Annotated in this window: 23 protein-coding genes; 10 read left to right on the plus strand and 13 right to left on the minus strand. The window is 72.3% G+C overall.

What is annotated here, in order from left to right; all coding sequences use genetic code 11:
* Positions 1–52 precede the first annotated feature (52 nt).
* Positions 53–2,188, minus strand: a complete 2,136-nt coding sequence (gene tkt, locus RF640_RS12520; protein ID WP_035923969.1) for a transketolase — start codon at positions 2,186–2,188, stop codon at positions 53–55.
* Positions 2,189–2,596: 408 nt separating this feature from the next.
* On the opposite strand from tkt, the gene RF640_RS12525 reads away from it, so the two are divergent.
* Complete coding sequence (locus RF640_RS12525) at positions 2,597–3,493, plus strand: heme o synthase (RefSeq protein WP_017832795.1); 897 nt, start codon at positions 2,597–2,599, stop codon at positions 3,491–3,493.
* Positions 3,494–3,564: 71 nt separating this feature from the next.
* On the plus strand, positions 3,565–4,482 hold the full coding sequence (locus tag RF640_RS12530) for a dihydrodipicolinate synthase family protein (protein ID WP_176337710.1): 918 nt from the start codon (positions 3,565–3,567) through the stop codon (positions 4,480–4,482).
* 5 nt (positions 4,483–4,487) lie between these two features.
* Here the strand turns inward: RF640_RS12530 and RF640_RS12535 are convergent, their stop codons facing one another.
* The 3 genes from RF640_RS12535 to RF640_RS12545 form a co-directional block, all read right to left on the minus strand.
* Positions 4,488–5,513 carry a heme A synthase gene (locus RF640_RS12535; RefSeq protein WP_035923968.1) on the minus strand — a complete coding sequence of 342 codons (1,026 nt, stop codon included), beginning with the start codon at positions 5,511–5,513 and terminating at the stop codon, positions 4,488–4,490.
* Positions 5,514–5,632: 119 nt separating this feature from the next.
* Positions 5,633–6,421 (minus strand): ABC transporter permease, encoded by a 789-nt coding sequence (locus tag RF640_RS12540; RefSeq protein ID WP_035923967.1) that lies wholly within the window; start codon positions 6,419–6,421, stop codon positions 5,633–5,635.
* Positions 6,418–7,425, minus strand: a complete 1,008-nt coding sequence (locus RF640_RS12545) for an ABC transporter ATP-binding protein (protein ID WP_031282652.1) — start codon at positions 7,423–7,425, stop codon at positions 6,418–6,420. The genes RF640_RS12540 and RF640_RS12545 overlap by 4 nt, the downstream gene beginning before the upstream one ends.
* Before the next feature lie 232 nt (positions 7,426–7,657).
* On the opposite strand from RF640_RS12545, the gene RF640_RS12550 reads away from it, so the two are divergent.
* The 8 genes from RF640_RS12550 (at position 7,658) to RF640_RS12585 (ending at position 15,594) form a co-directional block, all read left to right on the plus strand.
* A complete protein-coding gene (locus tag RF640_RS12550; protein ID WP_017832790.1) occupies positions 7,658–8,455 on the plus strand; it encodes a metalloregulator ArsR/SmtB family transcription factor in 798 nt (265 codons plus the stop codon).
* Positions 8,448–9,902 carry a Fe-S cluster assembly protein SufB gene (sufB, locus tag RF640_RS12555; protein ID WP_035923965.1) on the plus strand — a complete coding sequence of 485 codons (1,455 nt, stop codon included), beginning with the start codon at positions 8,448–8,450 and terminating at the stop codon, positions 9,900–9,902. The genes RF640_RS12550 and sufB overlap by 8 nt, the downstream gene beginning before the upstream one ends.
* Before the next feature lie 166 nt (positions 9,903–10,068).
* Complete coding sequence (gene sufD, locus RF640_RS12560) at positions 10,069–11,268, plus strand: Fe-S cluster assembly protein SufD (RefSeq protein ID WP_368828094.1); 1,200 nt, start codon at positions 10,069–10,071, stop codon at positions 11,266–11,268.
* A gap of 61 nt (positions 11,269–11,329) precedes the next feature.
* Entirely contained in the window at positions 11,330–12,091 is a 762-nt protein-coding gene (gene sufC / locus RF640_RS12565) for a Fe-S cluster assembly ATPase SufC (protein WP_017834303.1), read from the plus strand.
* Positions 12,092–12,130: 39 nt separating this feature from the next.
* Complete coding sequence (locus RF640_RS12570; RefSeq protein ID WP_035923963.1) at positions 12,131–12,487, plus strand: metal-sulfur cluster assembly factor; 357 nt, start codon at positions 12,131–12,133, stop codon at positions 12,485–12,487.
* Between the two features lie 136 nt (positions 12,488–12,623).
* A complete protein-coding gene (locus RF640_RS12575; RefSeq protein WP_368828031.1) occupies positions 12,624–13,415 on the plus strand; it encodes a ZIP family metal transporter in 792 nt (263 codons plus the stop codon).
* Between the two features lie 81 nt (positions 13,416–13,496).
* Positions 13,497–14,219: an NYN domain-containing protein gene (locus tag RF640_RS12580; RefSeq protein WP_017834300.1), complete on the plus strand. Its 723-nt coding sequence runs from the start codon at positions 13,497–13,499 to the stop codon at positions 14,217–14,219.
* A 685-nt stretch (positions 14,220–14,904) separates the two neighbouring features.
* A complete protein-coding gene (locus tag RF640_RS12585; protein ID WP_368828033.1) occupies positions 14,905–15,594 on the plus strand; it encodes a hypothetical protein in 690 nt (229 codons plus the stop codon).
* 312 nt (positions 15,595–15,906) lie between these two features.
* Here RF640_RS12585 and RF640_RS12590 read toward each other — a convergent pair whose 3' ends face one another.
* From RF640_RS12590 to RF640_RS12630, 9 genes are all read right to left on the minus strand, one after another.
* Positions 15,907–16,815, minus strand: coding sequence for a neutral zinc metallopeptidase (locus RF640_RS12590; protein WP_031283431.1), 909 nt, complete (start codon positions 16,813–16,815; stop codon positions 15,907–15,909).
* 43 nt (positions 16,816–16,858) lie between these two features.
* Positions 16,859–17,470 (minus strand): energy-coupling factor transporter transmembrane protein EcfT, encoded by a 612-nt coding sequence (locus tag RF640_RS12595; protein ID WP_017834297.1) that lies wholly within the window; start codon positions 17,468–17,470, stop codon positions 16,859–16,861.
* Positions 17,467–18,204 carry an energy-coupling factor ABC transporter ATP-binding protein gene (locus tag RF640_RS12600; protein WP_368828036.1) on the minus strand — a complete coding sequence of 246 codons (738 nt, stop codon included), beginning with the start codon at positions 18,202–18,204 and terminating at the stop codon, positions 17,467–17,469. The genes RF640_RS12595 and RF640_RS12600 overlap by 4 nt, the downstream gene beginning before the upstream one ends.
* 3 nt (positions 18,205–18,207) lie before the next feature.
* The gene (locus RF640_RS12605; protein WP_017834295.1) at positions 18,208–18,831 is read right to left on the minus strand and encodes a biotin transporter BioY; all 624 of its coding nucleotides are present in this window, start codon (positions 18,829–18,831) and stop codon (positions 18,208–18,210) included.
* 10 nt (positions 18,832–18,841) lie between these two features.
* Positions 18,842–20,290: an AI-2E family transporter gene (locus RF640_RS12610; RefSeq protein WP_368828038.1), complete on the minus strand. Its 1,449-nt coding sequence runs from the start codon at positions 20,288–20,290 to the stop codon at positions 18,842–18,844.
* Positions 20,291–20,420: 130 nt separating this feature from the next.
* A complete protein-coding gene (locus tag RF640_RS12615; protein ID WP_095651525.1) occupies positions 20,421–21,515 on the minus strand; it encodes a zinc-binding alcohol dehydrogenase in 1,095 nt (364 codons plus the stop codon).
* Positions 21,512–22,543 (minus strand): Gfo/Idh/MocA family protein, encoded by a 1,032-nt coding sequence (locus tag RF640_RS12620; protein WP_368828041.1) that lies wholly within the window; start codon positions 22,541–22,543, stop codon positions 21,512–21,514. The genes RF640_RS12615 and RF640_RS12620 overlap by 4 nt, the downstream gene beginning before the upstream one ends.
* Positions 22,540–23,679: a glycosyltransferase gene (locus RF640_RS12625; RefSeq protein WP_368828043.1), complete on the minus strand. Its 1,140-nt coding sequence runs from the start codon at positions 23,677–23,679 to the stop codon at positions 22,540–22,542. Before RF640_RS12625 ends, RF640_RS12620 begins: the two co-directional genes overlap by 4 nt.
* Positions 23,676–24,644: a glucosyl-3-phosphoglycerate synthase gene (locus tag RF640_RS12630; protein ID WP_017834290.1), complete on the minus strand. Its 969-nt coding sequence runs from the start codon at positions 24,642–24,644 to the stop codon at positions 23,676–23,678. Before RF640_RS12630 ends, RF640_RS12625 begins: the two co-directional genes overlap by 4 nt.
* Between the last annotated feature and the right edge of the window lie 21 nt (positions 24,645–24,665).

A 24,665-nucleotide genomic window follows, 5' to 3' on the forward strand; every position in this document is an offset into this window, starting at 1 on the left:
TCTGTCACTCCTCGTGCTCGGGGGAAGATGGTCGGTCGGTGCGCGCCGCGGCTCAGCGGCCCACGGAGGCGGTGGCCTGCGCGGCGGTGAGGGACTCCTGGGCGGCGGCGGTGACGGCCTCGGCGGTGATGCCGAACTCGCGGTAGAGGGTCTCGTAGTCGGCGGACTCCCCGAAGTGCTCCAGGGACACGGCCCGCCCGTGATCGCCGAGCAGGTCCCGCCAGGACATGGCGATCCCGGCCTCCACCGATACGCGGGCCTTCACGGCCGCCGGGAGCACGGACTCGCGGTACTCGGCGTCCTGGGCGTCGAACCACTCCCGGCACGGCATGGACACCACCCGGGCGGCCACCCCCTGCGCCTTGAGCTGCTCGCGGGCCGCCACGGCCAGGGAGACCTCGGAGCCGGTGCCGATGAGGATCACGTCCGGGGTGCCCTCGGTGTCGGCCAGGACGTAGCCGCCCCGGGCCACGCCCTCGGCGGAGGCGAACTTCTCCCCGTCGGCCTCGGGGTGCAGGTCCGCCCGGGCGAAGGTGGGCACGTTCTGACGGGTCAGGGCGATGCCGGCCGGGCCGTGCCGGTTCTCCAGCATCGTCCGCCACGCGATCGCGGTCTCGTTGGCGTCGGCCGGGCGCACCACGTCCAGGCCCGGGATCGCGCGCAGCGCCGAGAGCTGCTCCACGGGCTGGTGGGTGGGTCCGTCCTCGCCGAGGCCGATGGAGTCGTGGGTCCACACGTAGATCGAGGGGACCTTCATCAGCGCGCCCAGGCGCACGGCGGGGCGCTGGTAGTCGGAGAAGATCAGGAACGTCCCGGAGAACGCCCGGGTCTGGGAGGACATGGTGATGCCGTTGACGATCGCCGCCGCGGCGTGCTCGCGGATGCCGAAGTGCAGCACCCGCCCGTAGGGGTTGCCGGTCCACTTCGCGGTGGAGCGGGCCTCGGGGATGAAGGAGGGCGCGGACTCGATGGTGGTGTTGTTGGAGCCGGCCAGGTCGGCCGAGCCGCCCCACAGCTCGGGGAACGTGTCGGCGATCGCGTTGATCACCTTGCCGGAGGCCGAGCGGGTGGCCACGTCCTTGCCGGCCTCGAAGACGGGGAACGCGTCGGCGTAGTTCTCGGGCAGCTCCTCGGCGCGGATCCGGTCGTAGAGCTTCGCCCGCTCCGGGTTGGCCTCCCGCCAGGCCTGGAACTGCCGCTCCCACTCGTCGCGGACCTGCTTCATGCGGTCCTGGATGCCGCGGGTGTGGGCGATGACCTCGTCCTCCACCACGAAGGACTTCTCGGGGTCGAAGCCGAGGATCTCCTTGGTCGCCGCGACCTCGTCGGCCCCGAGCTTGGAGCCGTGGATGCCGCCGGTGTTCTGCTTTCCCGGCGCGGGCCAGCCGATGATCGTGCGCAGGGCGATCAGCGAGGGCTTGGCGGTCTCGGCCTTGGCCGCGCGGATCGCGGCGTAGAGCTCCTCGACGTCCTCGACGTAGTCCCCGGTCCTCGTCCAGTCCACCCGGGCCACGTCCCAGCCGTAGGCCTCGTAGCGGGCGAGGACGTCCTCGGTGAACGCCACGTCGGTGTCGTCCTCGATCGAGATGTGGTTCTGGTCGTAGATCACCACGAGGTTGCCCAGCTCCTGCACCCCGGCCAGCGAGGACGCCTCGGAGGTCACGCCCTCCTGGAGGTCGCCGTCGGAGGCGATCACGTACACGGTGTGGTCGAACGGGGAGGTCCCGGCGGGGGCCTCGGGGTCGAACAGGCCGCGGGTGTAGCGCTGGGCGTAGGCGAAGCCCACGGCCGAGGCCAGGCCCTGGCCCAGCGGGCCGGTGGTGATCTCCACCCCGGTGGTGTGCCGGTACTCCGGGTGCCCCGGGGTCTTCGAGCCCCAGGTCCGCAGGGACTCGATGTCCTCGAGCTCCATGCCGTAGCCGGACAGGAACAGCTGCAGGTACAGGGTCAGCGAGGTGTGCCCGGGGGAGAGGATGAACCGGTCACGGCCCGTCCACCGGTCGTCGGTGGGGTCGTGACGCATCACCTTCTGGAACAGCAGATACGCCGCCGGCGCCAGGGACATCGCCGTGCCGGGGTGGCCGTTGCCCACCTTCTCCACCGCGTCCGCGGCCAGCACCCGCACCGTGTCCACGGCACGCCGGTCCTGCTCGGTCCAGGTCAGCTTCTGATCGAGTTCGGTCGCCAAGATTCGGTGCCCTTTCCATTGGGGTCCGCTGCCGTGCGCAGCGGGTGCCGGTCGTGGACCGGCGGTTTGGGTCCAGCTTAGGTCACGCGCATTTCGGGCGTGTGACCGACGGCACCGGTTCCCGGGGCCCCGGACGTCTTTCCCGTCATGTCCGGAGCGGGAACGGACGCCGCCACGCGCTATGCTGTATAGGACCTTCTTCCGCGCCCGCGACCACCGCGCCGACCGCTCCTGCGTGCCGGCGACGCACCGTCTCCGGGCCGACCTCGCGCACGGAGCCGGGGGAACACCACCGCAACCGGGAGCAATGATTCTGTGAACTCACTCGAGACGTCGGGACCCGCAGGACGAGCCGTCCTCGGCAACGGGCACACGGGTGATGCGGCGGCCCCCCGCAGCGAGGGACGGATGACGGCCTCCCGGAAGGTGCGGGCCTACGTGGCCCTCATGAAGCCGCGGATCATCGAGCTGCTGCTCGTGGCGACCGTGCCGACCATGATCTTCGCCCAGCAGGGCATGCCGAACCTCTGGCTCATTCTCAACACCCTCGTGGGCGGCACGCTCGCGGCGGGTGCGGCCGGCGCCTTCAACTGCTACATCGACCGGGACGAGGACCGGGTGATGAAGCGCACGGCCAAGCGCCCGCTGGTCACCGGAGAGGTCACCGACCGCGAGGCCCTCGTCTTCGCGTGGGTCCTCACGGCCGTGTCGGTCGCCTGGCTCACGATCGGGGTCAACGTGCTCGCCGGCGCCCTGGGTGCGGCGGCCATCTTCCTCTACGCCGTCTTCTACTCGATCGTGCTCAAGCGCCGCACCGCCCAGAACATCGTCTGGGGCGGGGTCGCCGGGTGCATGCCGGTGCTGATCGGATGGGCCGCCGTGACGGGCGGCCTCGACTGGCCCGCGCTCGTGCTGTTCCTGTTCATCTTCCTGTGGACCCCGCCGCACTACTGGCCGCTGTCCATGAAGTACGCCGACGACTACTCCCGCGCCGGGGTCCCCATGCTGGGCGCCGTGGCCGGGGCCCGCACCGTGGGCAGCCAGGTGGTCCTCTACGCGTGGGCCACGGTGGTGTGCTCGCTGCTGCTCGTCCCCGTCGGCGGCGCCGGCTGGGTCTACGCCGTGACCGCCCTGGCCTCGGGCGCCTGGTTCGTGGGCCACAGCCACAAGCTGCACGCCCTCGCGGTGGCCGGCCGGCCCACGGACAAGCAGGCGATGCACGTCTTCCACGGCTCGATCGCCTACATCACCTTCGTGTTCCTCGCCCTGGCCGTCGACCCGTTCGTGGGCGGCCCCGTCCTCTGAGCCCGACGGGGCCGGCGGGCCCCGCGGCGCCCGCGTCCGGCCGGGGGACCGGCCGGACCTAGGATGGTCGCATGCTCAGCATGACCTTCACCGGGCTCGTCGCCTACCCGATCACACCCTTCCAGCAGGGTGGCCGCCTGGACCTGGAGTCCTTCGGGCGCTACGTCGGCCGGCTGTCCCGATCGGGCGTGGACGCCCTGGTGGTCCTGGGCAGCTCGGGCAGCTTCGCGTACCTCTCCGGGGAGGAGCGGGCCGAGGTCGTGGGCGTCGCCGTGGAGGCCGCCCGCGGCTCCGGGGTGCCGGTGGGGGCGGGGATCTCCGCGATGACCACCCGCGAGGTCCTCGAGATGGCCTACGCGGCGGAGAACGGCGGGGCGGACGGGCTCGTGCTCAACCCGCTGTCCTACATCCCGCTCGTCTCCCAGGAGATCGCCGACCAGGTGGAGACGGTCTCGGGGGCCGTGTCCCTGCCGCTGTGCATCTACAACAACCCGACGACGACGGGCTTCACGTACCCGGTGGAGCTCGCCGCCGAGCTGTCCTGGCTGGAGAACGTCAGCGCGTTCAAGGACACCGCGGACTCCCCGGCGGACCTCGCCGCACGGCGGCACCGGTTCGCCGAGCTGGCGGAGCCGGGGACGGCCCACGGGGTCAGCGGGGAGCGGCTGCTCCACGAGGCGGCACCGGACGCCGCGGCCTGGCACTCCGGGATCGCCGCGGTGCTCCCGCGCCAGTACGCCGCCTTCCGGGCCGCGGTGGTCTCGGGCGACGACCGCGCGGTGCGCACCTGGCAGGCGGCGCTGACCCCGCTGATGGAGATCCTGCGCCAGGAGCGGCCCCTGAGCTCCCTGTACGCCCTGGCCGAGGTGTGCGGCGTCAGCACGGCCCCGCCGCGGCGGCCGCTGCTGCCGATCCCCTCGGCCAGCCGGCAGCGCCTGGCCCAGGCCGTCGAGGAGCTGCTCGACGAGGCGCCCGACGAGCGGGCCTGAGGGCCTCAGCCGCGGGACGGGGCCTCGGCCGGCTGCGCCCGGTCGGTGCTGCGCAGCACCGGGGCCGGGGTGCGGGTGACCGCGAAGCCCTTCTCCACGGTGCGGGCCGTGGCCCAGATCAACACCGCGGAGCCCACCAGGTGCAGGGCCACGGCGACGATCGGCACGCCGTTGAAGTACTGGTAGTAGCCGATGAGCGCCTGCAGGACCAGCGCGGCCAGGAGCACGTTGAGGCCCGAGGCCAGCGGCACGGGCCACCGGTGCCGGCGGGCGAGCACGAGCCCGAGGACCACGGCCGCGACGATCAGGTACACGGGGACCGCGTGGGCGCGGGTGACGAGGTAGGCGTCGAACGCGTGCCGGGCGGTGGTGTCGTCCCCGGCGTGCGGGCCGGTGCCCGTGACCAGGGTGCCCAGGTAGAGGATCAGCGCGGTGAGCACCCCCAGGCTCACCATGAGCCCGCGGACGGTCCGCCGCTGCCCGTAGGCCTGGCCGGGGCGCTCGGCGTCCCGCACGGCAGGCAGGGAGCGCCGCCGGGTGCGGTTGACCAGCACCGTGGCCAGCGCGATCATCGCCCCGGAGATGAGGTAGTGGATGCCCACGATCCACGGGTTGAGCCCGGTGAGCACGGTGATCCCGCCGACCACGGCCTGCAGCGGGATGCCGAGACCCAGCAGCAGGGCGATCCGGAAGAGGTCGCGGTGCTCGTGGCGCAGCCGGAGCACGGCCAGGAACGTCAGCACCGCCACGGCGGCCAGCAGGAAGGTCAGCAGCCGGTTGCCGAACTCGATGAGGCCGTGCATGCCCATCTCGGGGGTGTTGGTCCAGGACTCGTCCGTGCACCGGGGCCAGGTGGGGCAGCCCAGGCCCGAGCCGGTCAGCCGGACGAGCCCGCCGGTGAGGATGAGCACGGAGTTCGCCACCAGCGACGCGACGGCGAGCCACCGCACCCACGGGGTGATCCGGCTCGGCAGCAGGCCGCCGCCGTGCTCGCGGACGTCGACGTCGCTGGGGTCGCTGGCGCGGTTCATGAGTTCACTTCCGGACGGGGTCGGTGCGGCGGGGTCTCCGCGCCCAGTTTATCCGCCTCCGCGGCCCCCGGGTCCCGCCGGCCGGGACGGGCCCTCGGGGCCGGGTCCGGACCGGCGGCTCAGCTCCAGCGGAACCAGCGCACGGCTCCGGCCCAGGCGGCGGCGGCCCAGACGAGGAGCACCAGCACCGGCAGCGGCGTGGGCGCCCCGGTGAGGAACGTCTCGCGCAGGGCGGTGCCCAGCGCGCCGGAGGGGAGCACCTCCACCACCCAGGTAAGCCCCGCCGGCAGCGTGCTCGAGGGGAACAGGGTGCCGCCCACGGCGGCGAGCAGCACCCACACGAGGTTGGTGACGGCGAGGGTCGCCTCGGCGCGCACCGTGCCGGCGAGGAGCAGCCCCAGCCCGGTGAACGCCGCGGCGCCGAGCAGCAGCACCGGCACGGAGACGAGCACGGTGGCCGCGTCCGGGCGCCAGCCGAGGGCCGCGCCGAGCGCGGCCACCAGCACGTACTGCACCACGAGCACCGCGACGATCGCGAGCAGCTTGCCGGCGATCAGCCCGCCGCGGCCCAGGGGAGTGGTGGAGAGGAAGCGCAGGACCCCGTAGCGGCGGTCGAAGCCGGTCTGGATGCCCTGGCCCGAGAAGGCGTTGGAGAGCACGCACAGCGCCAGCACGCCCGGCACGGCGACGTCCACCCGGGAGGCGCCGGCCGGGACGGCGGCGTCCAGCAGGTCGGTGAGGGTCAGGGCCACGAGGGCCATGAGCGGCAGGATGACCAGCAGCAGCAGCTGCTCGCCGTTGCGCAGCACGGCCCGCGTCTCGTAGCGGGCCTGGGCGGCCACCCGGCGGGCCAGGGTGGCGGGCTCCGGGCGGGGGGCGGTGGCGGTGGGCAGGGCGGGGGCGGTCATCGGATCTCCCGTCCGGAGATGTCGAGGAAGACGTCCTCGAGGGTGCGCGGCTGGAGGGACAGGGACTCGGGCAGCGTGCCGGTCGCGGTGAACCACCGGGTCACGGTCTCGAGCATCGGGGGCGTGAGGACGCCGGTGAGGGTCACGGTGCGGTCGGCGCGGTCCGCCCGGACACCCTCGAACCCGGGGCCGTCCCACGGGAACGGCCCCGCGCGCAGCTGCTCCGGGGCCAGCGTCAGCACGAGCACGGCGGGGGCGTCGGCGCCGGGGGCCACCAGCTCCGCCACGGACCCCTGGGCCATGACCCGGCCGTGGTCCACGATGTAGACCTGGTCGGCGAGACGCTGGGCGTCGTCGAGCAGGTGCGTGGTGAGGATGATGCACACCCCCTCCCGGCGCAGCTGCTGGACGAGGTCGAAGACGATGTTGCGGGACTGCGGGTCCATCCCGGCCGAGGGCTCGTCGAGGAAGAGCACCTCCGGGTTGCCCGCGAGGGCCGCCGCCAGGGCCACGCGCTGGCGCTGGCCGCCGGAGAGCCGGCGGACCACGGTGCGGTCGAAGCTGCTGATGCCGAGCCGCTCCACGAGCTCGTCCATGTCCCGGGGGCTGCGGTAGAGGGACGCCACGTGCCGGAGCAGCTCCAGCGGGCGCACCGCCTGGGGGAGCCCGCCGTCCTGGAGCATCACGCCCACGCGGGCGCGCAGCGCCGGGCTGGCCCGCCACGGGTCCTGCCCCAGCAGCCGGACAGTGCCGCCCGTGGGCCGCTGCAGCCCCTGGGCGCACTCCAGGGTGGTCGTCTTGCCCGCGCCGTTGGGGCCCAGCAGCGCCGTGATCTCGCCGTGCCGCGCGGTGAGGGACAGGCCGTCGACGGCGTGCACCACGTCGGCGCGCGCCGCGCCCGGTCCGGCCGGGCGCCGGGAGCGGCGCCGGCGGACCGGGAACTCCTTCACGAGGCGCTCGATCGAGAGCGCGGGCGAGGACGCGGGGGGACTCTGGGCGGGCACCGGACCAGTGTAGTGCGGGCGCGCCCGCGGCCCGGCCCCCTTGGCCCCACCGCGCCCCGGGGTTATTATGAGTAAGTCGTGATTCTTGGACGGAGCCCGGTAAGGCTCCACTTACTGGTCAGACCGGAATGAATTACGACATACTCCGGTTGTGTATTAGAAGCGTCCCTTGCGGGTCGCGCGCTGCAGCACGAGAGCCTCCACCCCCGAGCAGGAAGCGAACGGTTCACCCATGACTCAGACCACGGACGCCCGGAGCAGGTCCCGCTCCGGCCCGCGGGCGGAGCAGGAGGAGAACACCCGCTCGCGCGTGCTCGGCGCCGTCCTGGAGCACGGTCCCGTCTCCGCCGCGGACCTCGGCGAGATGCTCGAGCTGACCCCGGCCGCCGTGCGCCGGCACCTGGACGCCCTCGAGCAGCAGCACTTCATCGAGGTCACCATGGTCCGCCGCCGCAGCGGGGGTGCCGGCCGCCCCGCGCGGCGCTACGTCGTCGCCCCCGAGGGCCACGCCAAACTCGGCGACGACTACCTCGAGATCGCGACCGACGCGCTGGAGTCCATCCGCCGCATCGCCGGCCCGGACGCCGTGCACGCCTTCATCCAGGAGCGCGTGGACCGCCTGGAGGCCTCCTACCGCCCCGAGGTCGAGGCCGCCGGGGACGACGTCGCCGACCGTCTGCCCGTCCTGGTGCGGCTGCTCAGCCGCGACGGGTTCGCCGCCTCCACCAACGAGGTGGCCGTCGGCCGCGGCGAGTCCCGCACCATCGTCTCGGCGCAGCTGTGCCAGGGGCACTGCCCCGTGCGCGAGCTGGCCGCCCGCTACCCGCAGTTCTGCGAGCTGGAGACCGAGCTCATCGCCCGGCTGCTCGGCACCGACGTCCGCCGGCTCTCGACCCAGGCCGCCGGCGCGCACGTGTGCACCACGCACGTGCCCCTCACGCGGCCGGGACCCGCCGCGGCACCGACTTCCGTGGACCGCACCGCGGCCCGCGCCACAGACCAGACAACAGAGGAAGGCCGTCATGACTGACCAGATCGCCAGCGGCAACGACACTGTCATCGCCGACATCCTGGAGAAGAACCCCGAGCTCGAGGGCATCGGCACCTACGAGTACGGCTGGGCCGACTCGGACGTGGCCGGCGCCTCCGCGCGCCGCGGTGTCGACGAGGACGTCGTCCGGGACATCTCCGCGAAGAAGAGTGAACCGCAGTGGATGACCGACCTGCGGCTGAAGGGCCTGAAGTTCTTCGACCGCAAGCCCATGCCCACGTGGGGTGCGGACCTGTCCGGGATCGACTTCGACAACATCAAGTACTTCGTGCGCTCCACGGAGAAGCAGGCCGCCACCTGGGAGGACCTGCCCGAGGACATCCGCAACACCTACGAGAAGCTCGGCATCCCCGAGGCCGAGCGCGGACGGCTCGTCTCCGGCGTGGCCGCCCAGTACGAGTCCGAGGTCGTCTACCACCAGATCCGCGAGGACCTGGAGGAGCAGGGCGTCATCTTCCTCGACACCGACACCGCGCTCAAGGAGCACCCGGAGCTCTTCGCGGAGTACTTCGGCACGGTCATCCCCGTGGGCGACAACAAGTTCGCCTCCCTGAACACGGCCGTGTGGTCCGGCGGCTCCTTCGTCTACGTCCCCAAGGGCGTGCACGTCGAGATCCCGCTGCAGGCCTACTTCCGCATCAACACGGAGAACATGGGCCAGTTCGAGCGGACGCTCATCATCGCGGACGAGGACTCCTACGTCCACTACATCGAGGGCTGCACCGCGCCGATCTACAAGACCGACTCGCTGCACTCCGCCGTCGTGGAGATCATCGTCAAGAAGAACGCCCGCGTGCGCTACACGACCATCCAGAACTGGTCGAACAACGTGTACAACCTCGTGACCAAGCGCGCGATCGCCCACGAGGGCGCCACCATGGAGTGGATCGACGGCAACATCGGCTCGAAGGTCACCCAGAAGTACCCGGCGGTCTACATGACCGGCGAGCACGCCCGCGGCGAGACCCTCTCGATCGCGTTCGCCGGCGAGGGGCAGCACCAGGACACCGGGTCCAAGATGGTGCACATCGCCCCGAACACGTCGTCGTCGATCGTCTCGAAGTCCGTGGCCCGCAACGGCGGCCGCGCCGCCTACCGCGGTCTCGTGCAGGTGCGCGAGGGCGCCCACGGCTCGAGGTCCAACGTGGTCTGCGACGCCCTGCTGGTGGACACGATCTCCCGCTCCGACACGTACCCGTACGTCGACATCCGCGAGGACGACGTCACCATGGGCCACGAGGCGACCGTCTCGCGCGTCTCCGAGGAGCAGCTGTTCTACCTCATGCAGCGCGGGATGGCCGAGGACGAGGCCATGGCGATGATCGTGCGCGGGTTCGTGGAGCCGATCGCCCGCGAGCTGCCCATGGAGTACGCGCTCGAACTCAACCGCCTCATCGAACTGCAGATGGAAGGATCCGTTGGCTGACATGTCCAAGCTGAACGAAACGATTCGCAACGCCACGGAGGCCGCCGCCTCCGCGGCCACCGCGGTGGCCGACAAGGCCGTCGGCGCGGCCAAGGACGCCTACGGCAACCTGGGCGAGAAGGTCGACGGGGTCCGCACCGGGGAGGGGCGCGTCGCCATCCCGGGCATGGACCTGGAGGGGGAGCGGCTGGCCCGCGACAAGGTCGAGAACGACACCCTGGTGCGGCACACCGCCCACGGCGACATCTCCGGCGTGCCCGACTCCTCGCGGGCCGGGCGGCGCACGTCCTACGACGTCGCCGACTTCCCGAAGCTCACCGGCCGGGAGGAGGACTTCCGGTTCACCCCGCTCAAGCGCCTCAAGGGGCTGCACGCCGACGCCCTGACCGGCCCCTCGCCCGCGGTGACCGTGGACTCGGACGCCGTGCGCGTCGAGACCGTGGGCCGGGACGACGCCCGCATCGGCAGCGCCGGGATCCCCGAGGACCGCGTCTCCGCCAACGCGTGGAGCAGCGTCACCGAGGCCACGGTGCTCACCGTGCCGCAGGAGACCGAGGTCGCCGCGCCCGTGCTCGTGGACATCCACGGCTCGGACGCCACCCCGGCGGCCCAGCACCTCGTGATCGACGCCCAGCCCTTCTCCAAGGCCCTCGTGGTCCTGCGCCACCACGGCAGCGCCGTGCTCTCGCAGAACGTCGAGTTCCGGGTCGCCGACTCCGCGAACCTCACCGTGGTGACCCTCCAGGAGTGGGACGACGACGCCGTGCACGCCTCCTCCCAGCAGGCGCGCCTCGGCCGGTCCGCGACCTTCAAGCACGTGCTCGTCAGCCTCGGCGGCGACCTCGTGCGGGTCACCCCGTCCACCCGCTTCGACGCCCCGGGCGGCTCCGTGGAGATGTACGGGCTGACTTTCGTGGACGCCGGCCAGCACCTGGAGTCCCGGCTGTTCGTGGACCACTCCCAGCCGCACTGCACCTCGCGGGTGACCTACAAGTCCGCGCTGCAGGGCGAGAACGCGCACGGCGTGTGGATCGGCGACGTCCTCATCCGCGCCACCGCGGAGGCCACCGACACCTACGAGCTCAACCGGAACCTGATCCTCAACGACGGCCCGCGGATGGACTCCGTGCCGAACCTGGAGATCGAGACCGGCCTCATCACCGGTGCGGGCCACGCCTCTACCACGGGCCAGCTGGACGACGAGCACCTGTACTACCTCATGTCCCGGGGCATCCCCGAGGACGAGGCGCGCCGGCTCGTGGTCCGCGGGTTCCTCTTCGAGATCATCCAGCAGATCGGTGTCCCGGACATCGAGGAGCGGCTGCGCGGGTCCGTCCAGGACGAGCTCGCCTCCGCGAACTACTGATCCGCCGCGCCCGCACGCACCCTTCCGACCCCAGACTTTTTCGACCACAGGAGAACCATCCATGGCAACTCTCGAGATCAAGGACCTGCACGCGTCCGTCGTGCTCGACGACGAGACCACCAAGCCGATCCTCAAGGGCGTGAACCTGACCATCACCTCCGGTGAGGTCCACGCGATCATGGGCCCCAACGGCTCCGGCAAGTCCACGTTGGCCTCCACCATCGCCGGGCACCCCAAGTACGTCGTCGACTCCGGCGAGGTCCTCCTCGACGGCCAGAACGTCCTGGAGATGTCCGTGGACGAGCGCGCCCGCGCCGGGCTCTTCCTGGCCATGCAGTACCCGGTGGAGATCCCCGGCGTGACGACCTCCAACTTCCTGCGCACGGCCAAGACCGCGATCGACGGCGAGGCCCCCTCGCTGCGCACGTGGACCAAGGACGTCAAGGCCGCCATGGAGCAGCTGAAGATCAGCCCCGACATGATCCAGCGCAACGTCAACGAGGGCTTCTCCGGCGGCGAGAAGAAGCGCCACGAGATCCTCCAGCTCGAGCTGCTCAAGCCGAAGATCGCCCTGCTGGACGAGACCGACTCCGGGCTCGACGTGGACGCGCTCAAGGTCGTCTCCGAGGGCGTCAACCGCGCCCTGGAGACCAACGACATGGGCGTCATGCTCATCACCCACTACACCCGCATCCTGCGCTACATCAAGCCGCAGTTCGTGCACGTGTTCCACGACGGCCGCGTGGTGGACGAGGGCGGTCCCGAGCTCGCCGAGCGGCTCGAGAACGAGGGCTACGACCGCTACCTGGCCCCCGCCAAGTAAGCGGCTCCGACCCCACCAGCTTTCGAAAGGAGGCCAGCGATGGCCGACACCCCTGCTGAGACCACCGCCGACCCCGCGACCGCGGGCCGGCCCTCCGCCGAGGAGGTCGAGGAGGCGCTCAAGAACGTCATCGACCCCGAGCTCGGCGTCAACATCGTGGACCTGGGCCTGCTCTACGGCTCCAAGTGGGCCGAGGACGGCGCCCTGGTCCTCGACATGACCCTGACCACGGCCGCGTGCCCGCTGCAGGACGTCATCGAGGAGCAGTGCGCGCAGAACCTCGACCCCATGGTGGACGAGTGGCGCGTCAACTGGGTCTGGATGCCGCCGTGGGGTCCCGACCGGATCACCGAGGACGGCCGCGACCAGATGCGGGCCCTGGGCTTCAACATCTGAGTCCTCCTCCGCACCGACGCTGCCCCGCCCACCTCGCAGGAGGTGGGCGGGGCGGCGTCGTCGTGCCGCGCCCCGCTCGATAAGTAACCTTGCGAATTGTGGGTGCGCCGCTACCGCGCGCTCGTACACTGCCGTCATGGGCCAGACCTTGCTCTTCGGGATCGTCGCCTCGAGCGCGCTCGTCATCGGGGCGCTGGTCGGCGTGCGCTTCGAGCTCCCCAAGCGCCTGCTCGCCATCCTGCTGTCCTTCGCCGCGGGCGCGCTGATCACCGCGCTGGCCTTCGAGCTGTTCGAGGATGCCTACGAGCGGGGCGGAATCTGGCTCGCCGTCATCGGTCTCTTCGCCGGCGCCGTGGTCTTCACGGCGCTCAGCGCCCTCCTGGACCGCTGGGCGCAGCCGGGACCGGCCTCCGCGGACGCGGAGCAGCAGCAGGGCAGCGTCAAGCTGGACACCGACGCCGCCGCGGACGAGAAGGCGCCGACGGCCGCCTCCACCGGCGGCGCCGCGGGGCTGGCGCTGCTGGCCGCCGTCACCCTGGACGGCGTGCCGGAGAACGTGGCGCTGGGCGTCTCGCTCACCGAGGGCACGGGCGGGCTGGCCCTGCTCGCGGCGATCTTCGTGTCCAACCTGCCCGAGTCCCTGGTCGGCGCGGCGTCCATGCGCGAGCAGGGCATGCCCCGCGGCAAGGCCGTCCTGCTCTGGTCGGTCTGCGCCGTGCTCCTGGTGGTGGCCGTGCTGGTCGGCGCCGGTCCGCTGGCCGGCAGCGACCCCGAGACGATCTCCCTGCCGCTCGCCTTCGCCGCCGGCGCGGTGATCGCGTCCCTGGCCGACACCCTGATGCCGGAGGCCTACGAGCACGGCGGGCCGGCGGTGGCCCTGAGCACGGCGGCGGGCTTCGCGCTGTCCTTCGCCCTGTCCCTGGCCTGAGCACCGCTCGGCGCTCCCCGGGGGGCGTCACGCCGCGCGCCCCGTGGAGCGCTCGGGCCCGGTCCGTGGCAGAGTCGACGCGTGAACACCGACGAAAAGCGCATCGCCCTGCTCATCGACGCCGACAACGCACCGGCGGCCAAGATCGACGTGGTCCTCGCCGAGGTGGCCCGCCACGGCGCCGCGAACGTCCGGCGCGCCTACGGCAACTGGAAGAGCCCGCACCTGCAGCAGTGGGAGGCGGTGCTGCACGCGTACGCGATCCGGCCGATCCAGCAGTTCGCCTACAGCACCGGCAAGAACGCCTCGGACATGGCCATGGTGATCGACGCCATGGACCTCCTCTACGCCGGATCGGTCGACGGCTTCGCGATCGTCTCCAGCGACGCCGACTTCACCCCGCTGGTGATGCGGATCCTCACCGACGGGCACAAGGTCTACGGCTTCGGCCAGCGGCAGACGCCGGAGCCGTTCATCAACGCCTGCTCGCAGTTCACCTACGTGGAGAGCCTGGGGGAGCCCGCCGAGGAGAAGCCCGGGGAGGCGCCGGCGGCCGCGCCGCAGCAGGCGCTGCGCGGGGACGCCCGGCTGGTCAGGATGCTGCGGAGCGCGGTGGACGCCGCCAGCGGCGACGACGGGTGGGCGCACCTCGGCGCCGTCGGCCAGCAGATCGGCAACCAGGCGTCCTTCGACTCCCGCAACTACGGGTACCGCAAGCTCAGCGACCTCATCGAGGCCACCGGCCTCTTCGACGTCCGCCGGCAGAACCCGGGCGTCCAGGTGCGGGACAGCCGCCGCCGCTGACCGACGACGGTGCACCCACCTCGGCAATCTCGCTACTCCTTAAGACACCGTCCACCAGATGAAATCCATATGCGGCGTGTGGTCGGCGGCACAGGCGCGCTTATTTTGCTATTGTGATTGACAAGTGGAGCCTTCAGGTTCCTTTGTGGCCGATCGCTGTTAAGCGTGAACCGCGTACCGGGCAGGATATGAGCCCGCCGAGTGCGACAAGTCGAGGAATCGTCATGTCGGAATGCTCGAAGATCCATTACGCCAGCCGTCGGACTGCTGTGGTTGCGATGAAGGCAATAGCCCGCGGTTACGCAAATCGCGGCCTCGATGGCCCCAAAGGGGCGTACTTCTGCAGTTCGTGCCGGTGCTGGCATCTGACATCCAAGCCGGGGATGCAGACTCCGCCATGGGAGAGGCCAAAAGTCCGTCGCTGAACGCGGCACGTCCGTGCCACCAGCTTTAGGAACCCCGCTAGTCGTCTACCCACCGTAAGCGCCCCAAAACCAAGCCGATGGTGTTGCGACCAAGCGAGACAGACGCTGTCGCATCTGCTCAGTATTCGTCCGGCGTCGACAAGGCTTCGGATTTCCGTGTTGAGGACGGGTCCGCGTGGCCGCGCAGGTTGCTATTGATGTAGGCCCCATGCCACTACTGTGACCCTTAACCGTGCATTTGCATCGAATGGGGGTACCACATGACCGCAGGCGTCGATACGTCCTTCGACTACCACTCAGACACTCCGGCCGGCAAGGATCCTGACTCCTTCAGCTCCACCCTTCGCAAGCATCACCAACTGCTGTGGAGCAAGGAGCTGCCCTCCGGCGCACGCTTCGACCTGGCACCTGAACCCCGCTCTTACCTCGCGCACCGATCCCCTTTGGGGGTCTTTCGTCTTTCCAGCGACGCCATCACCACCCGGCTGCGGAAACGGGCGTCCCGCGTCCTGCGCGACATCCCGGACAACGAGCTGCCTGAGTGGCGCGGCTACACAGCCGGAAGCACCCTGGTGTTCCCGGGTATCAGAATCGGTGGAAAGCAGAACATCAATGGTGCGCGTGGATTCAATGGCAAGATCGCCGACCGCTTCGACCTGACCTTGGAGTGCATTCGGCGTCACTACCTCCGTGAGCCGAGCCCCCTCGCAGATGTCCTGCACAGGTATGCAGATTTCTTCGCCCTGTTCGAGGACTTCTCCGGGTACGTCGAATTCTTCCTGCTTCAGGACCTCGTCGAGGAGGACGGCGAGCCTATCCGGTTCTTCCACCGGTTCGAGGACTTCCGCACCCCGGCCGTACCGAAAAACGCTGACGAATACCTCAATTATCTGCGGCTCAGCAACGATTTCATCACCTCCCGTAACCGCAGGATCGACGCACAACCCTAGAGGCGCAACACGTGAACACCGAGCGGTCCGGTCCCTGCGGCGGAACGAGCCCCTCTCGCCGCCGAAGCCCTGCAATTTGAAGTCGTAGCATTTGGGCAAGCCAGGCCAACATGGAAAGAGTCGATGGCGCGCGACCAGCTCGGCAAGCCGAGTCAGGTGTACCGCCATCCGCGGTTCGACCAGTGCCGAGTCCCCACAGAGCTCGCATGTCCCCACCATCGGATTGGGGGTTTGCGATCACTGTGGGGAGTCGGCGCCCCGGGCGGCGCCGGAGTGGGGACTCGGTGTCCTAGGTGGCGTGACGGCCGGGTGTCAGAGGGCCGGCGGGGCGTTCAGGTCGCGGGCGCTGAAGGTGTCGCAGGCGTTGATGTCGCCGGTCCGGTAGCCCGCGTAGAACCACAGCTGCCGCTGGGCGGAGGCGCCGTGGGTGAAGTTCTCGGGGCTGACCCGGCCCTGGGTGGTCTCCTGGATCCGGTCGTCGCCGATCGCGGAGGCGGCGTCGAGGGCCTGGTCGAGCTCTTCCTGGGAGATGTCGCCCAGGTCCACGGCCCCGGACGTGTCCCCGGCGGCGCCGCCGGCCCACAGACCGGCGAGGCAGTCGGCCTGCAGCTCCACGCGCACGGCGCCGGACTCCGGGCCCTGCGGGTCCTGCTGGGCGTAGCCGAGGGTGCCGATCTGGTTCTGGATGTGGTGGCCGAACTCGTGGGCGAGCACGTACTCCTCGGCCAGCGGGCCGCCCTCGGCGCCGAACTGGGTCTGCAGCTCGTCGAAGAACGCGATGTCGAGGTAGGCGGTCTCGTCCGCAGGGCAGTAGAACGGGCCCACGGCCGACGACGCCGCGCCGCACCCGGTGTTGGTCTGGCCCTCGAACAGCTCCACGCCGGGCATCACGTACTGCTCGCCCGTGGCCTGCGGCAGGTAGTCCTCCCAGAACTGGTCGAGGCTCTGCGCGGTGGCGATCATCCGGCAGTCGGTGTACCGGTTGGCGTCCTCACCGGTCCGGCACCGCTCCGCCCGCTCCTGCTCCACGGAGGTCTGCGACCCGGTGTCCTGGCCGCCCCCGCCGGTGATCGCGTCGATGCCGTCCTGGCCGAAGAGCAGCCCCACGACGAGCAGCAGCAGTCCGCCGCCCAGTCCACCGCCCACGGCGATCCCGCGTCCTCGCCCGCCGCCGCTGCCGACGCGGGAGGCGTCCAGCTGGGAGCTGTTGTCGAAACTCATGGCTGAAGTGTAAGCCGTCTGATGGTGGCGCGGGTGCCGGCGCTCAGTCGAAGCCGCGGGCGGCGAGGGCCTCACCGGTCCGCTGGGCGTAGGCGACGGCGGAGATCACCGCCGGGGTCACCAGTCGCACGGGGTTCGGGCGCAGCCCACGGGCTCGCACGGCGTCCCGGAGCTCGCCCACGGCGCCCACGATGAAGGGGATCGAGCGCAGCATCAGGGAGATCGCCAGGCCGATGCGCTCGGGGTCCGCCCCGACCAGCCGCACCGGCGAGCACAGCCACACGACGCCGTCGAGGAGCTCCGGCAGGGGCGTGGTGTGCATCAGGACCCGGGTGAGCACGAGGAGGACGACGATCGTCAGCACCACGTCGGCGGCCATGGCCGGTCCCGAGGTCAGGACGTGGTAGACGGCCAGCAGGACCAGCACGGGCAGGGCGGGGGCGAGTCCCCGCCACCATTCGCAAGCGCCGATGCCCGCGGCGGAGCCCGCGACGAGCAGGAGCAGAGTGAGCGCGGCGGGGACCGGCCACGAGGGCGAGAGCACCACGGCCAGGGTCACGGCGACGATGCCGAGCCCCTTGACCCGGAGCGGGGCGCGGTGCAGGGGGCCGGTGCCGGGGGAGTAGCTGCCGAAGAGGTCCGGGCCCCGGCTCACGGGCGCGCCTCCCCGGGGAAGCCGTGCGCGCACCACCGTTCGTAGGCGGGGACGACCTCCTCGGGCGGACCGTCCGCGACCAGGGCGCCCTCGTGCAGGACCAGGACGCGCGGGGCGGTCGCGGCCAGGCCGAGGTCGTGCGTGGAGATCAGCAGCTGGTGCGGGAGCCCGTCGAGCAGCCCCATGAGCCGCCCCCGGTTGCGCAGGTCGAGGAGGGTGGTGGGCTCGTCGAGGACGAGCACCTCGGGCTCCACGGCGAGCACCGCGGCGAACGCCGCCAACTGGCGCTCCCCGCCGGAGAGGTCGTAGATGCTGTGCTCGGCCCGGTGGCCGATGCCCGCGCGCTCGAGCAGCTCGAGGGCGGCGGTCCGTCGTCGGGCCCGGGGCACGCCGGCCCCGCGCAGGGACAGCTCGACGTCCTCGACCGGGGTCGGCATCACCAGCTGGGAGAGGGGGTCGGTGAACACGAAGCCCACCCGACGCCGGGCCGCGCGCACGTCCCGGGTCACGTCGGTGCCGTGCACCGTGACCGTGCCCGAGGACGGGCGGATGAGGCCGTTGAACAGCCGCAGGAGCGTGGACTTCCCGGATCCGTTGAGCCCGAGCACGGCCACCCGCCGCTCGCCCAGGCTCACGTCGAGGTCGCGCAGCAGGGTCAGCTCACCCGAGGCGGTGGGCACCGTGACGGTCACGCGGGAGCACACGAGGGCCGCGGCCCCGGGGGATCCGGGCACGGCTCAGCGCGTGCCCGCGATCCGGGGGAACGCCTTGTGCACGCCCACGGCGATGACCGCCGCGAGCACCACCTTGAGCAGGTCGCCGGGCCAGAACACGAGGTCGGCGAGGAACGCGTCCTGGAAGGGCAGGCGCGCGTTGACCACCAGGCCGAGGATGCCGCCGATCCGGATCACCACGAAACCGGCCAGGGCCGCGGCCACCAGCCGCAGGGTGTAGGTGCCGGTGCGCTCGTAGCGGGCGTTGGTGGCGCCGCCGTCGTTGGCCCGGCGGGCCGGGATCAGCCACTGGGCCACGTAGCCGGCCGCGGCCGCGGCGAACGGGAAGGCCAGGATGTAGCCCGCAGAGGGCCCGGCGAGCACGCCGAAGCCGCCGCGGAAGCCCGCGAACACCGGCACGCCGATCAGGCCCACCAGGACGTACAGCGCCACGGCCAGGAGCCCGCGGGTGCCGCCCAGGACCAGGCCGGTCAGGAACACGGCGAGGGTCTGCAGGGTCAGCGGCACCCCCGCCGCGCCCAGGGGGATCCCGGGGAGCACGGACAGGGCGGCCGTGAGGGCGGCGAACACGGCGATGTTCGCGAGGTCCTCGGCGGTGATGGTGCGGCGGCGCTCGACGTTGGTCATGGCACCCAGACTAGGGCTTGCGGGCCCCCGGGGCGGAACCGGTGTCCTCGTCCTGCGCGGTCCCCGCGCCGTCGGCGTCGTCGCGCTGCCGGACGGCGTCGCGCTCCGTGGCCCCGAAGCGTCCGCCCAGGGCCTGCTGGTAGCGCATCCGCTGGTACTTCCAGCGCTCGGCCATGGTGGCCTTGGCCTCGACGCGGTCCTTCGGGTTCACCGGGTCCGGGCCGAGCACCGGGTCGTCGCCGACCTGGTAGCGGTTGGACCAGACCTGGATGACGGCCCACGCCACGGCGGTGTACGGCACGGCCAGGATGGCGCCGAAGATGCCGCCGACCAGCGTGCCGACGGTCAGGGCGAGCAGCACCATGAGGGCGTGCAGGCTGAGGGTGCGGCCCATGATGATGGGCTGCAGGATGTTGCCCTCGATCTGGTTCACCGCGACGATCACCACGACCACCGCGAGGGCGATGACCGGCCCGTTGGTGACCAGGGCGACCAGGGCGGCGATGATGCCCGCGATGGTGGCGCCGACCACCGGGATGAACGCGGTGACGAACACGAGGACCGCGAGGGGGATCGCCAGGGGGACGCCCAGGACGAGCAGCGCGCCCCCGATGAGCACGGCGTCCACCGCCGCCACGAACGCCGTTCCGCGGACGTAGCCGCCGAGCACCTGCGCGCTGCGGTCCACGGACTCCGCGAGCTTGGCCCGGCGCTCGCCGCGGAACCAGCGCAGCGTGAAGTTCCACATCTTCTCGCCGTCCTTGAGGCAGAAGAAGAGCACCACGATCATCAGCACCAGGCCGGTCACGAACTCGGTGGCGGCGCCCAGGCCGCTGAGGGCGCCGCCCGCGAAGGAGCCGCTGGTGACGAAGTCCCCGGCCTGCTGGACGGCGGAGTCGATGGCGGCCGTGTCGACGGGGATCGGTCCGGACTGCACGAGGCGCTGCAGCTCCTCCCAGCCCTCCACCGCCGAGGCGGTGAGCGTGTCCCACTCGCTGCGCACGGCGAGCACGATGCCGGTGAGCACCCCGCCGACGAGTGCCAGGATCCCGAGGAAGGCGGCGAGGGTAGCCAGCAGGTTGGACCAGCCCTTGCGCTCGAGCCACTTCACGACCGGTCCCACGGCGGAGGCCAGGATGAGCGCGACGAGCACGGCGATGAGCACGACCTTGACCTGCAGCAGGATCCAGATCAGCCCGACCACCACGGCGGCGACGAGCAGGGTCTGGGCGGCGCGGGAACCGGCCCGGCCGAGGGAGTCCGCCCAGGGGCTGACGGCGGGGGCGAGGGCCTGGGTGGCCTCCTCGAAGCCGGCGGGCTCGACCCCGGGGCCCGTGGCGGGGGCCGCGCTGGTGCCGGGGTCGGCCTGACCGCCGAGGACGCGCTCGGCGTGCAGCGGCGCCGCACTCGAGCCTCCGGACGACGTGCTGTGCTGCTCGGGGCGTGGGGGATTTCCCATGCGGGCGCTCCTCGGGGCGTGGGTGGCGAAGGGAAGACGGGCACCGCGGACGGGACGACGGCGATCGAGCCAACACTAAGGCGACTGTGGAGGGCTGTCCAACGGTGCCCGCGCGCGTGGGCCGGAGGGCTCAGCGGGGGTCGTCGACGACGAAGACCGCGGTGAGCACGTGCCGGCGCCGCACGACCACGTCCTGCATCAGCGCGGGAGCCTCGTCGAAGGGCACGACGTCGCTGATCAGGTGCTCGCGGATCTCGCCGCCGTGGGCGGCCAGCAGGCGGATGGTCTCCGCGGACAGCCGCTGCCGGTCCCAGGTGTGGGCGAGACCGCGGGGGACCCGGCCGATCTGTGCGCAGCGCAGGCTCAGCCCGTTGTGGTGGAACTCCTCGCCCAGCCGCACCGCGTCCGCGCCCGCGGTGTAGAACGCCAGGTCGATGACGCTGCCCTGCGGCCGGACCGCGCGCAGCGCCGCGTGCAGGGCCTCGGGCTTGCCGCGGCACTGGAACACGAGGTCCGCGCCGTGGTCGCCGGGCCCGTGCCGCCAGCGGGTCTTGAGCACCCGGCCGGGGTCGTCGGCGAGGTCCAGGGGGAAGAAGCCCAGCCGCTCGGCGAGCGCCCGCCGTCGAGGGTCGGCGTCGGCGACGGCGACCTCGCGCGCGCCGAGGGCGCGGGCGAACAGGGCCGTCATGAGACCCACCGGGCCCGCGCCCGTGACCAGCACGAGCCGCCCGGCGACCCCGTCGCCGAGCCCGCGGACCGGTCCCGCGTCCGCCGCGGCGTGCAGCAACCCGTTGGCGCAGATGGGGCCGAAGTGGGCGACGAACACGCCGAGCAGGGGGTCCAGCGTCTCCGGCAGCGGCACCAGGTGCTCGGTGAGCGGGTCGGCGACGTGGGCGGTGGCGTGGCCGTAGGCCGTGGCGAGCACGTCGCCGGCCCGGAACGCCGGCGTGCGGGAGCTCGCCACCCGGGCGACCTCCATGTAGCCCAGGCGGCGCACCGGGTAGCCCTGCTCCGCGGCACCGGGCCGGAACAGCCCGAGCTCGGTGTCGTGCCGGGAGTGCAGCCCCGGGTGGTCTCCCTTGACGAAGGCCAGCTCCGTGCCCGCGGACAGCCCTGTGGCGAGGGTCTCCAGCAGCACGCCGCCGTCCGGGACCGCGGGCAGCTCCTCCTCCACGATCTCGATCCGGTGCCGGGCGGGGACGACGAGGTTGCGGCGCGCTCTCACGGCTCACCCGCCGGTCCTGCGCGGTCCGGTCCCACGCGGTCCGGTCCCACGCGGTCCGGGTCCGCCAGGGCGACGGGCCGCCCGGTGCGCGCCGAGTCGGCGATCGCGCACGCGAGCCGGTGGGTGCGCAGCGCCTCGCCGTAGGGTGCGCGGGTGGACTCGCGCTCGCCGCGCACCGCCTCGAGGAACTCCCGGTCGACGGTCACCCTCGGGTCCTCGGCGGGGGTGTGCTCGGAGCGGTCCCGCGCGCCGTAGGCGGTGAGGCCCTGCTCCGAGAGCTCCAGGTAGAGCCCGCGGCTCACGGTGTGCAGGGCGGCGCGGTGCTTGACCGCGAGCGCCGACGTCGCGGCGAGCGTGGCGACGGCCCCGGAGCGGAAGCGCACGGTCGCGGCGGTGGCGTCGTCGACGTCGCCGTAGTCCTGCGGGGCCCCGTCCGGGGCCCTGCGGATCCCTGCGGCGTACACCTCGACGGCCTCGCCCAGCAGGAAGCGGGCGGTGTCCAGCACGTGGGTGAGCTGCTCCACGACCTGGCCGCCCGAGCGGTCCGTCCGCCCCCACCACGGCACGGGCGGTCGCTTGTCCAGCCAGTAGCCGTTGGCCAGCAGCGGGGGCGCCTCGGCGAGGAGCTCCCGGGCCAGCACGGCGGTGTCGAGGCAGCGCCAGTGGTAGCCGGTGCCCGTGACCACCCCGCTCTCCTCGACCCGGGCGCCGATCTGCTCGGCGACGTCCAGGCCCAGTCCCACGGGCTTCTCCACGAACAGCGCCTTGCCGCGCTCCAGCGCGGCGAGCTCGGCGGGCCCGTGGGCGAACGGCGGCACGCAGACGTAGACGGCGTCGGCCGCCACGGCGTCGAGGGCCTGCGCGGGGTCGGTGAACGCGGGGACGTCGAGCTCAGCGGCCAGGGCGGTGGCGGCGGGCAGGTGCGCGTCCGTCACCCCGACCACGCGCGCCCCGCCGAGTCCGTGCAGCACGTCGACGTGGCGGCGGGCCACGGATCCCGCCCCGACCAGGGTGATGCGCAGCGTCATGTCGGGTTCTCCTCCAGGAGCCGGTGGTACAGGTCCAGGTAGCGCCGGGCCATGCCCGCCGGCGTCCACTGCTCGGCGGCGTCCCGGCAGGTCTGCGGGTCGATGCTGTCCAGGTCCCGCAGGTGCTCGACCAGTTCGTCCTCCGCCGCGGCCAGGAACCCGGTGCGGCCGTGCTCCACCAGGGAGGGCAGCACCCCCAGGGGGGTCCCCACGACGGGCACCCCCCGGGACAGCGCCTCGACGACACCGGTGGCCCCGGGTTCGGCCCAGCGGTTGGGCGTCAGCAGGGCGCGGGCCGAGCGCAGCAGGCGCTCCTTGCGCTCGCCCGCCACCCCGCCCACCCAGGCCACCGACGTCCCGTCGACCAGGGGCCGGACCGCCTCGAGCCAGTACCGGACGTCGGGGTGGGAGCGCAGCGCCTCGTCGCCGTCGGCGAGGCGCCGCTCCAGCTCCTCGGGGTCGTCGATGCCGGCCACGGGCCCGGCCAGCACCAGCGGGATCCCCGCCCGCCGGCAGACGCGGGCTGCGGTGTCCTGGCCCTTGTCGGCGGTGATCCGGGCCAGCACCAGCGCGTGCTCGCCCCGGGGCGCGTCCACGGGCAGCCCCGGGGGCGCGGCCAGCGGCACCACCCCCAGCGTCTGCCGCCGCAGGTTGGCCGGCGCCCGCTCGAGCTGGGACGCGGAGACCGCCGCGAACCGGACCCGGCCCCGTCCGTCGAACGCCGAGTAGAACTCGGGGTGCTTGCGCAGGTCCCAGTGCAGGGTCTGCAGCACCGGTGGGGCCGCCGTGCCCATCGCGCCCAGCACGGACGGTCCCACGACCTCCAGGTGGTCGTGCACGAGGTCCCACCGCCGCGGTCCCCGCAGCGCGTCCACGAGGCCCTGCATGTGCGCGTGGGCGATGCCCGAGACCCGGTTGTAGGGCATCGCGATGGAGCGGAACGCGGGCTCGGGCAGGGGGCGCAGGTGGTCGTCGGCCTCGAGCGTGCTGGGGCCCACTGTGGCGAGCGTGACGTGCACGCCGGCGCGCCGGAGCTCCGGCACCAGGGTGGCGACCACCGTCTCGATCCCGCCGTAGCCGGACGGGGGCACGGGCAGCCAGGGGCCCGCGTTGACGAGCACCCGCAGCGCGCTCATGCGACGCGGCCGGCCGGCTGCGCCCGGTACTCGGGCACCTGCACCATGGGCGGGCGCTCGCGGACGCTGACGTCGTGGACCTCGGCGAGGAAGCGCTCCCCCTGGCGCAGGAACTGCGTGAGGCGCCCGCTCTCGTCGGCGACGGGGGAGTCGCAGCGCAGCCGCGCCTGGACCGTCAGCTGGATCTGGGCGGCCATGCGGGCCAGGGCGGCGTCGGAGGAGTTCCGGTGGGACCGGACACCCAGGTCCACCTGCGCCATCGCGTCCAGGCCCACGGCCTCCAGCACGTCGATGAGCATCGCGATCTCCACCCCGTACCCGGAGACGAACGGCACCCGTTCGAGCAGGCTCCGGCGTCCCGCGTACTCCCCGGCCAGCGGCTGGACCAGCCCCGCCAGCTGCGGCCAGAACAGGTTCAGCAGCGGGCGGGCCACGAGCTCGGTGACGCGCCCACCGCCCGCCGGCATCACCGTGGCGCCGTCGTGCAGCGGGCGGTCGTAGCAGCTCTTGACGAACTGCACCCCCGGCTCGGTCAGCAGCGGCCCCAGCAGCCCCACGGCGAACTGCGGGTCGAACTCCCGCAGGTCCGAGTCCACGAACGCGAGCACGTCCCCGGTGGTCACGGCCAGGGACTTCCACAGCGCCTCGCCCTTGCCGGGGACGTTGCCGTGGGCGGGCAGGATGTCGGCCTGCCGGTGGACTCGGGCCCCGGCCGCCGCGGCGACCGCCCCCGTGCCGTCCGTCGAGTCGGAGTCGATGACGACGAGCTCGTCGATCAGCGCCACGTCCTCCATGAGCGTGCGCCGCAGCGCGGTGACGATCGCGCCCACGGTCTCGGCCTCGTTGCGGGCCGGGAGCACCACGCTGACCGTGCTGCCGCGCTTCCGGCGGCAGAGCTGCTCGGCGGACCACTGGCTGCCGTGGTAGCTGCGGGTGGTGAACCACTGCTGGACGTCCTGTCGCATGCTGCCCGCTTCCGACGATGA

This window comes from Kocuria sp. CPCC 205231 (genome assembly GCF_040980965.1).
GTDB lineage: Bacteria > Actinomycetota > Actinomycetes > Actinomycetales > Micrococcaceae > Kocuria > Kocuria rosea.

Bases quoted from the DNA above. Each gene is read 5' to 3' on its own strand.
- RF640_RS12525 (WP_017832795.1), top strand. From the start codon at position 2,597: ATGACGGCCTCCCGGAAGGTGCGGGCCTACGTGGCCCTCATGAAGCCG.
- RF640_RS12530 (WP_176337710.1), top strand. From the start codon at position 3,565: ATGCTCAGCATGACCTTCACCGGGCTCGTCGCCTACCCGATCACACCC.
- RF640_RS12535 (WP_035923968.1), bottom strand. From the start codon at position 5,513: ATGAACCGCGCCAGCGACCCCAGCGACGTCGACGTCCGCGAGCACGGC.
- RF640_RS12540 (WP_035923967.1), bottom strand. From the start codon at position 6,421: ATGACCGCCCCCGCCCTGCCCACCGCCACCGCCCCCCGCCCGGAGCCC.
- RF640_RS12550 (WP_017832790.1), top strand. From the start codon at position 7,658: ATGACTCAGACCACGGACGCCCGGAGCAGGTCCCGCTCCGGCCCGCGG.
- sufB (WP_035923965.1), top strand. From the start codon at position 8,448: ATGACTGACCAGATCGCCAGCGGCAACGACACTGTCATCGCCGACATC.
- sufD (WP_368828094.1), top strand. From the start codon at position 10,069: ATGGACCTGGAGGGGGAGCGGCTGGCCCGCGACAAGGTCGAGAACGAC.
- sufC (WP_017834303.1), top strand. From the start codon at position 11,330: ATGGCAACTCTCGAGATCAAGGACCTGCACGCGTCCGTCGTGCTCGAC.
- RF640_RS12570 (WP_035923963.1), top strand. From the start codon at position 12,131: ATGGCCGACACCCCTGCTGAGACCACCGCCGACCCCGCGACCGCGGGC.
- RF640_RS12575 (WP_368828031.1), top strand. From the start codon at position 12,624: ATGGGCCAGACCTTGCTCTTCGGGATCGTCGCCTCGAGCGCGCTCGTC.
- RF640_RS12585 (WP_368828033.1), top strand. From the start codon at position 14,905: ATGACCGCAGGCGTCGATACGTCCTTCGACTACCACTCAGACACTCCG.
- RF640_RS12590 (WP_031283431.1), bottom strand. From the start codon at position 16,815: ATGAGTTTCGACAACAGCTCCCAGCTGGACGCCTCCCGCGTCGGCAGC.
- RF640_RS12605 (WP_017834295.1), bottom strand. From the start codon at position 18,831: ATGACCAACGTCGAGCGCCGCCGCACCATCACCGCCGAGGACCTCGCG.
- RF640_RS12610 (WP_368828038.1), bottom strand. From the start codon at position 20,290: ATGGGAAATCCCCCACGCCCCGAGCAGCACAGCACGTCGTCCGGAGGC.
- RF640_RS12620 (WP_368828041.1), bottom strand. From the start codon at position 22,543: ATGACGCTGCGCATCACCCTGGTCGGGGCGGGATCCGTGGCCCGCCGC.
- RF640_RS12625 (WP_368828043.1), bottom strand. From the start codon at position 23,679: ATGAGCGCGCTGCGGGTGCTCGTCAACGCGGGCCCCTGGCTGCCCGTG.
- RF640_RS12630 (WP_017834290.1), bottom strand. From the start codon at position 24,644: ATGCGACAGGACGTCCAGCAGTGGTTCACCACCCGCAGCTACCACGGC.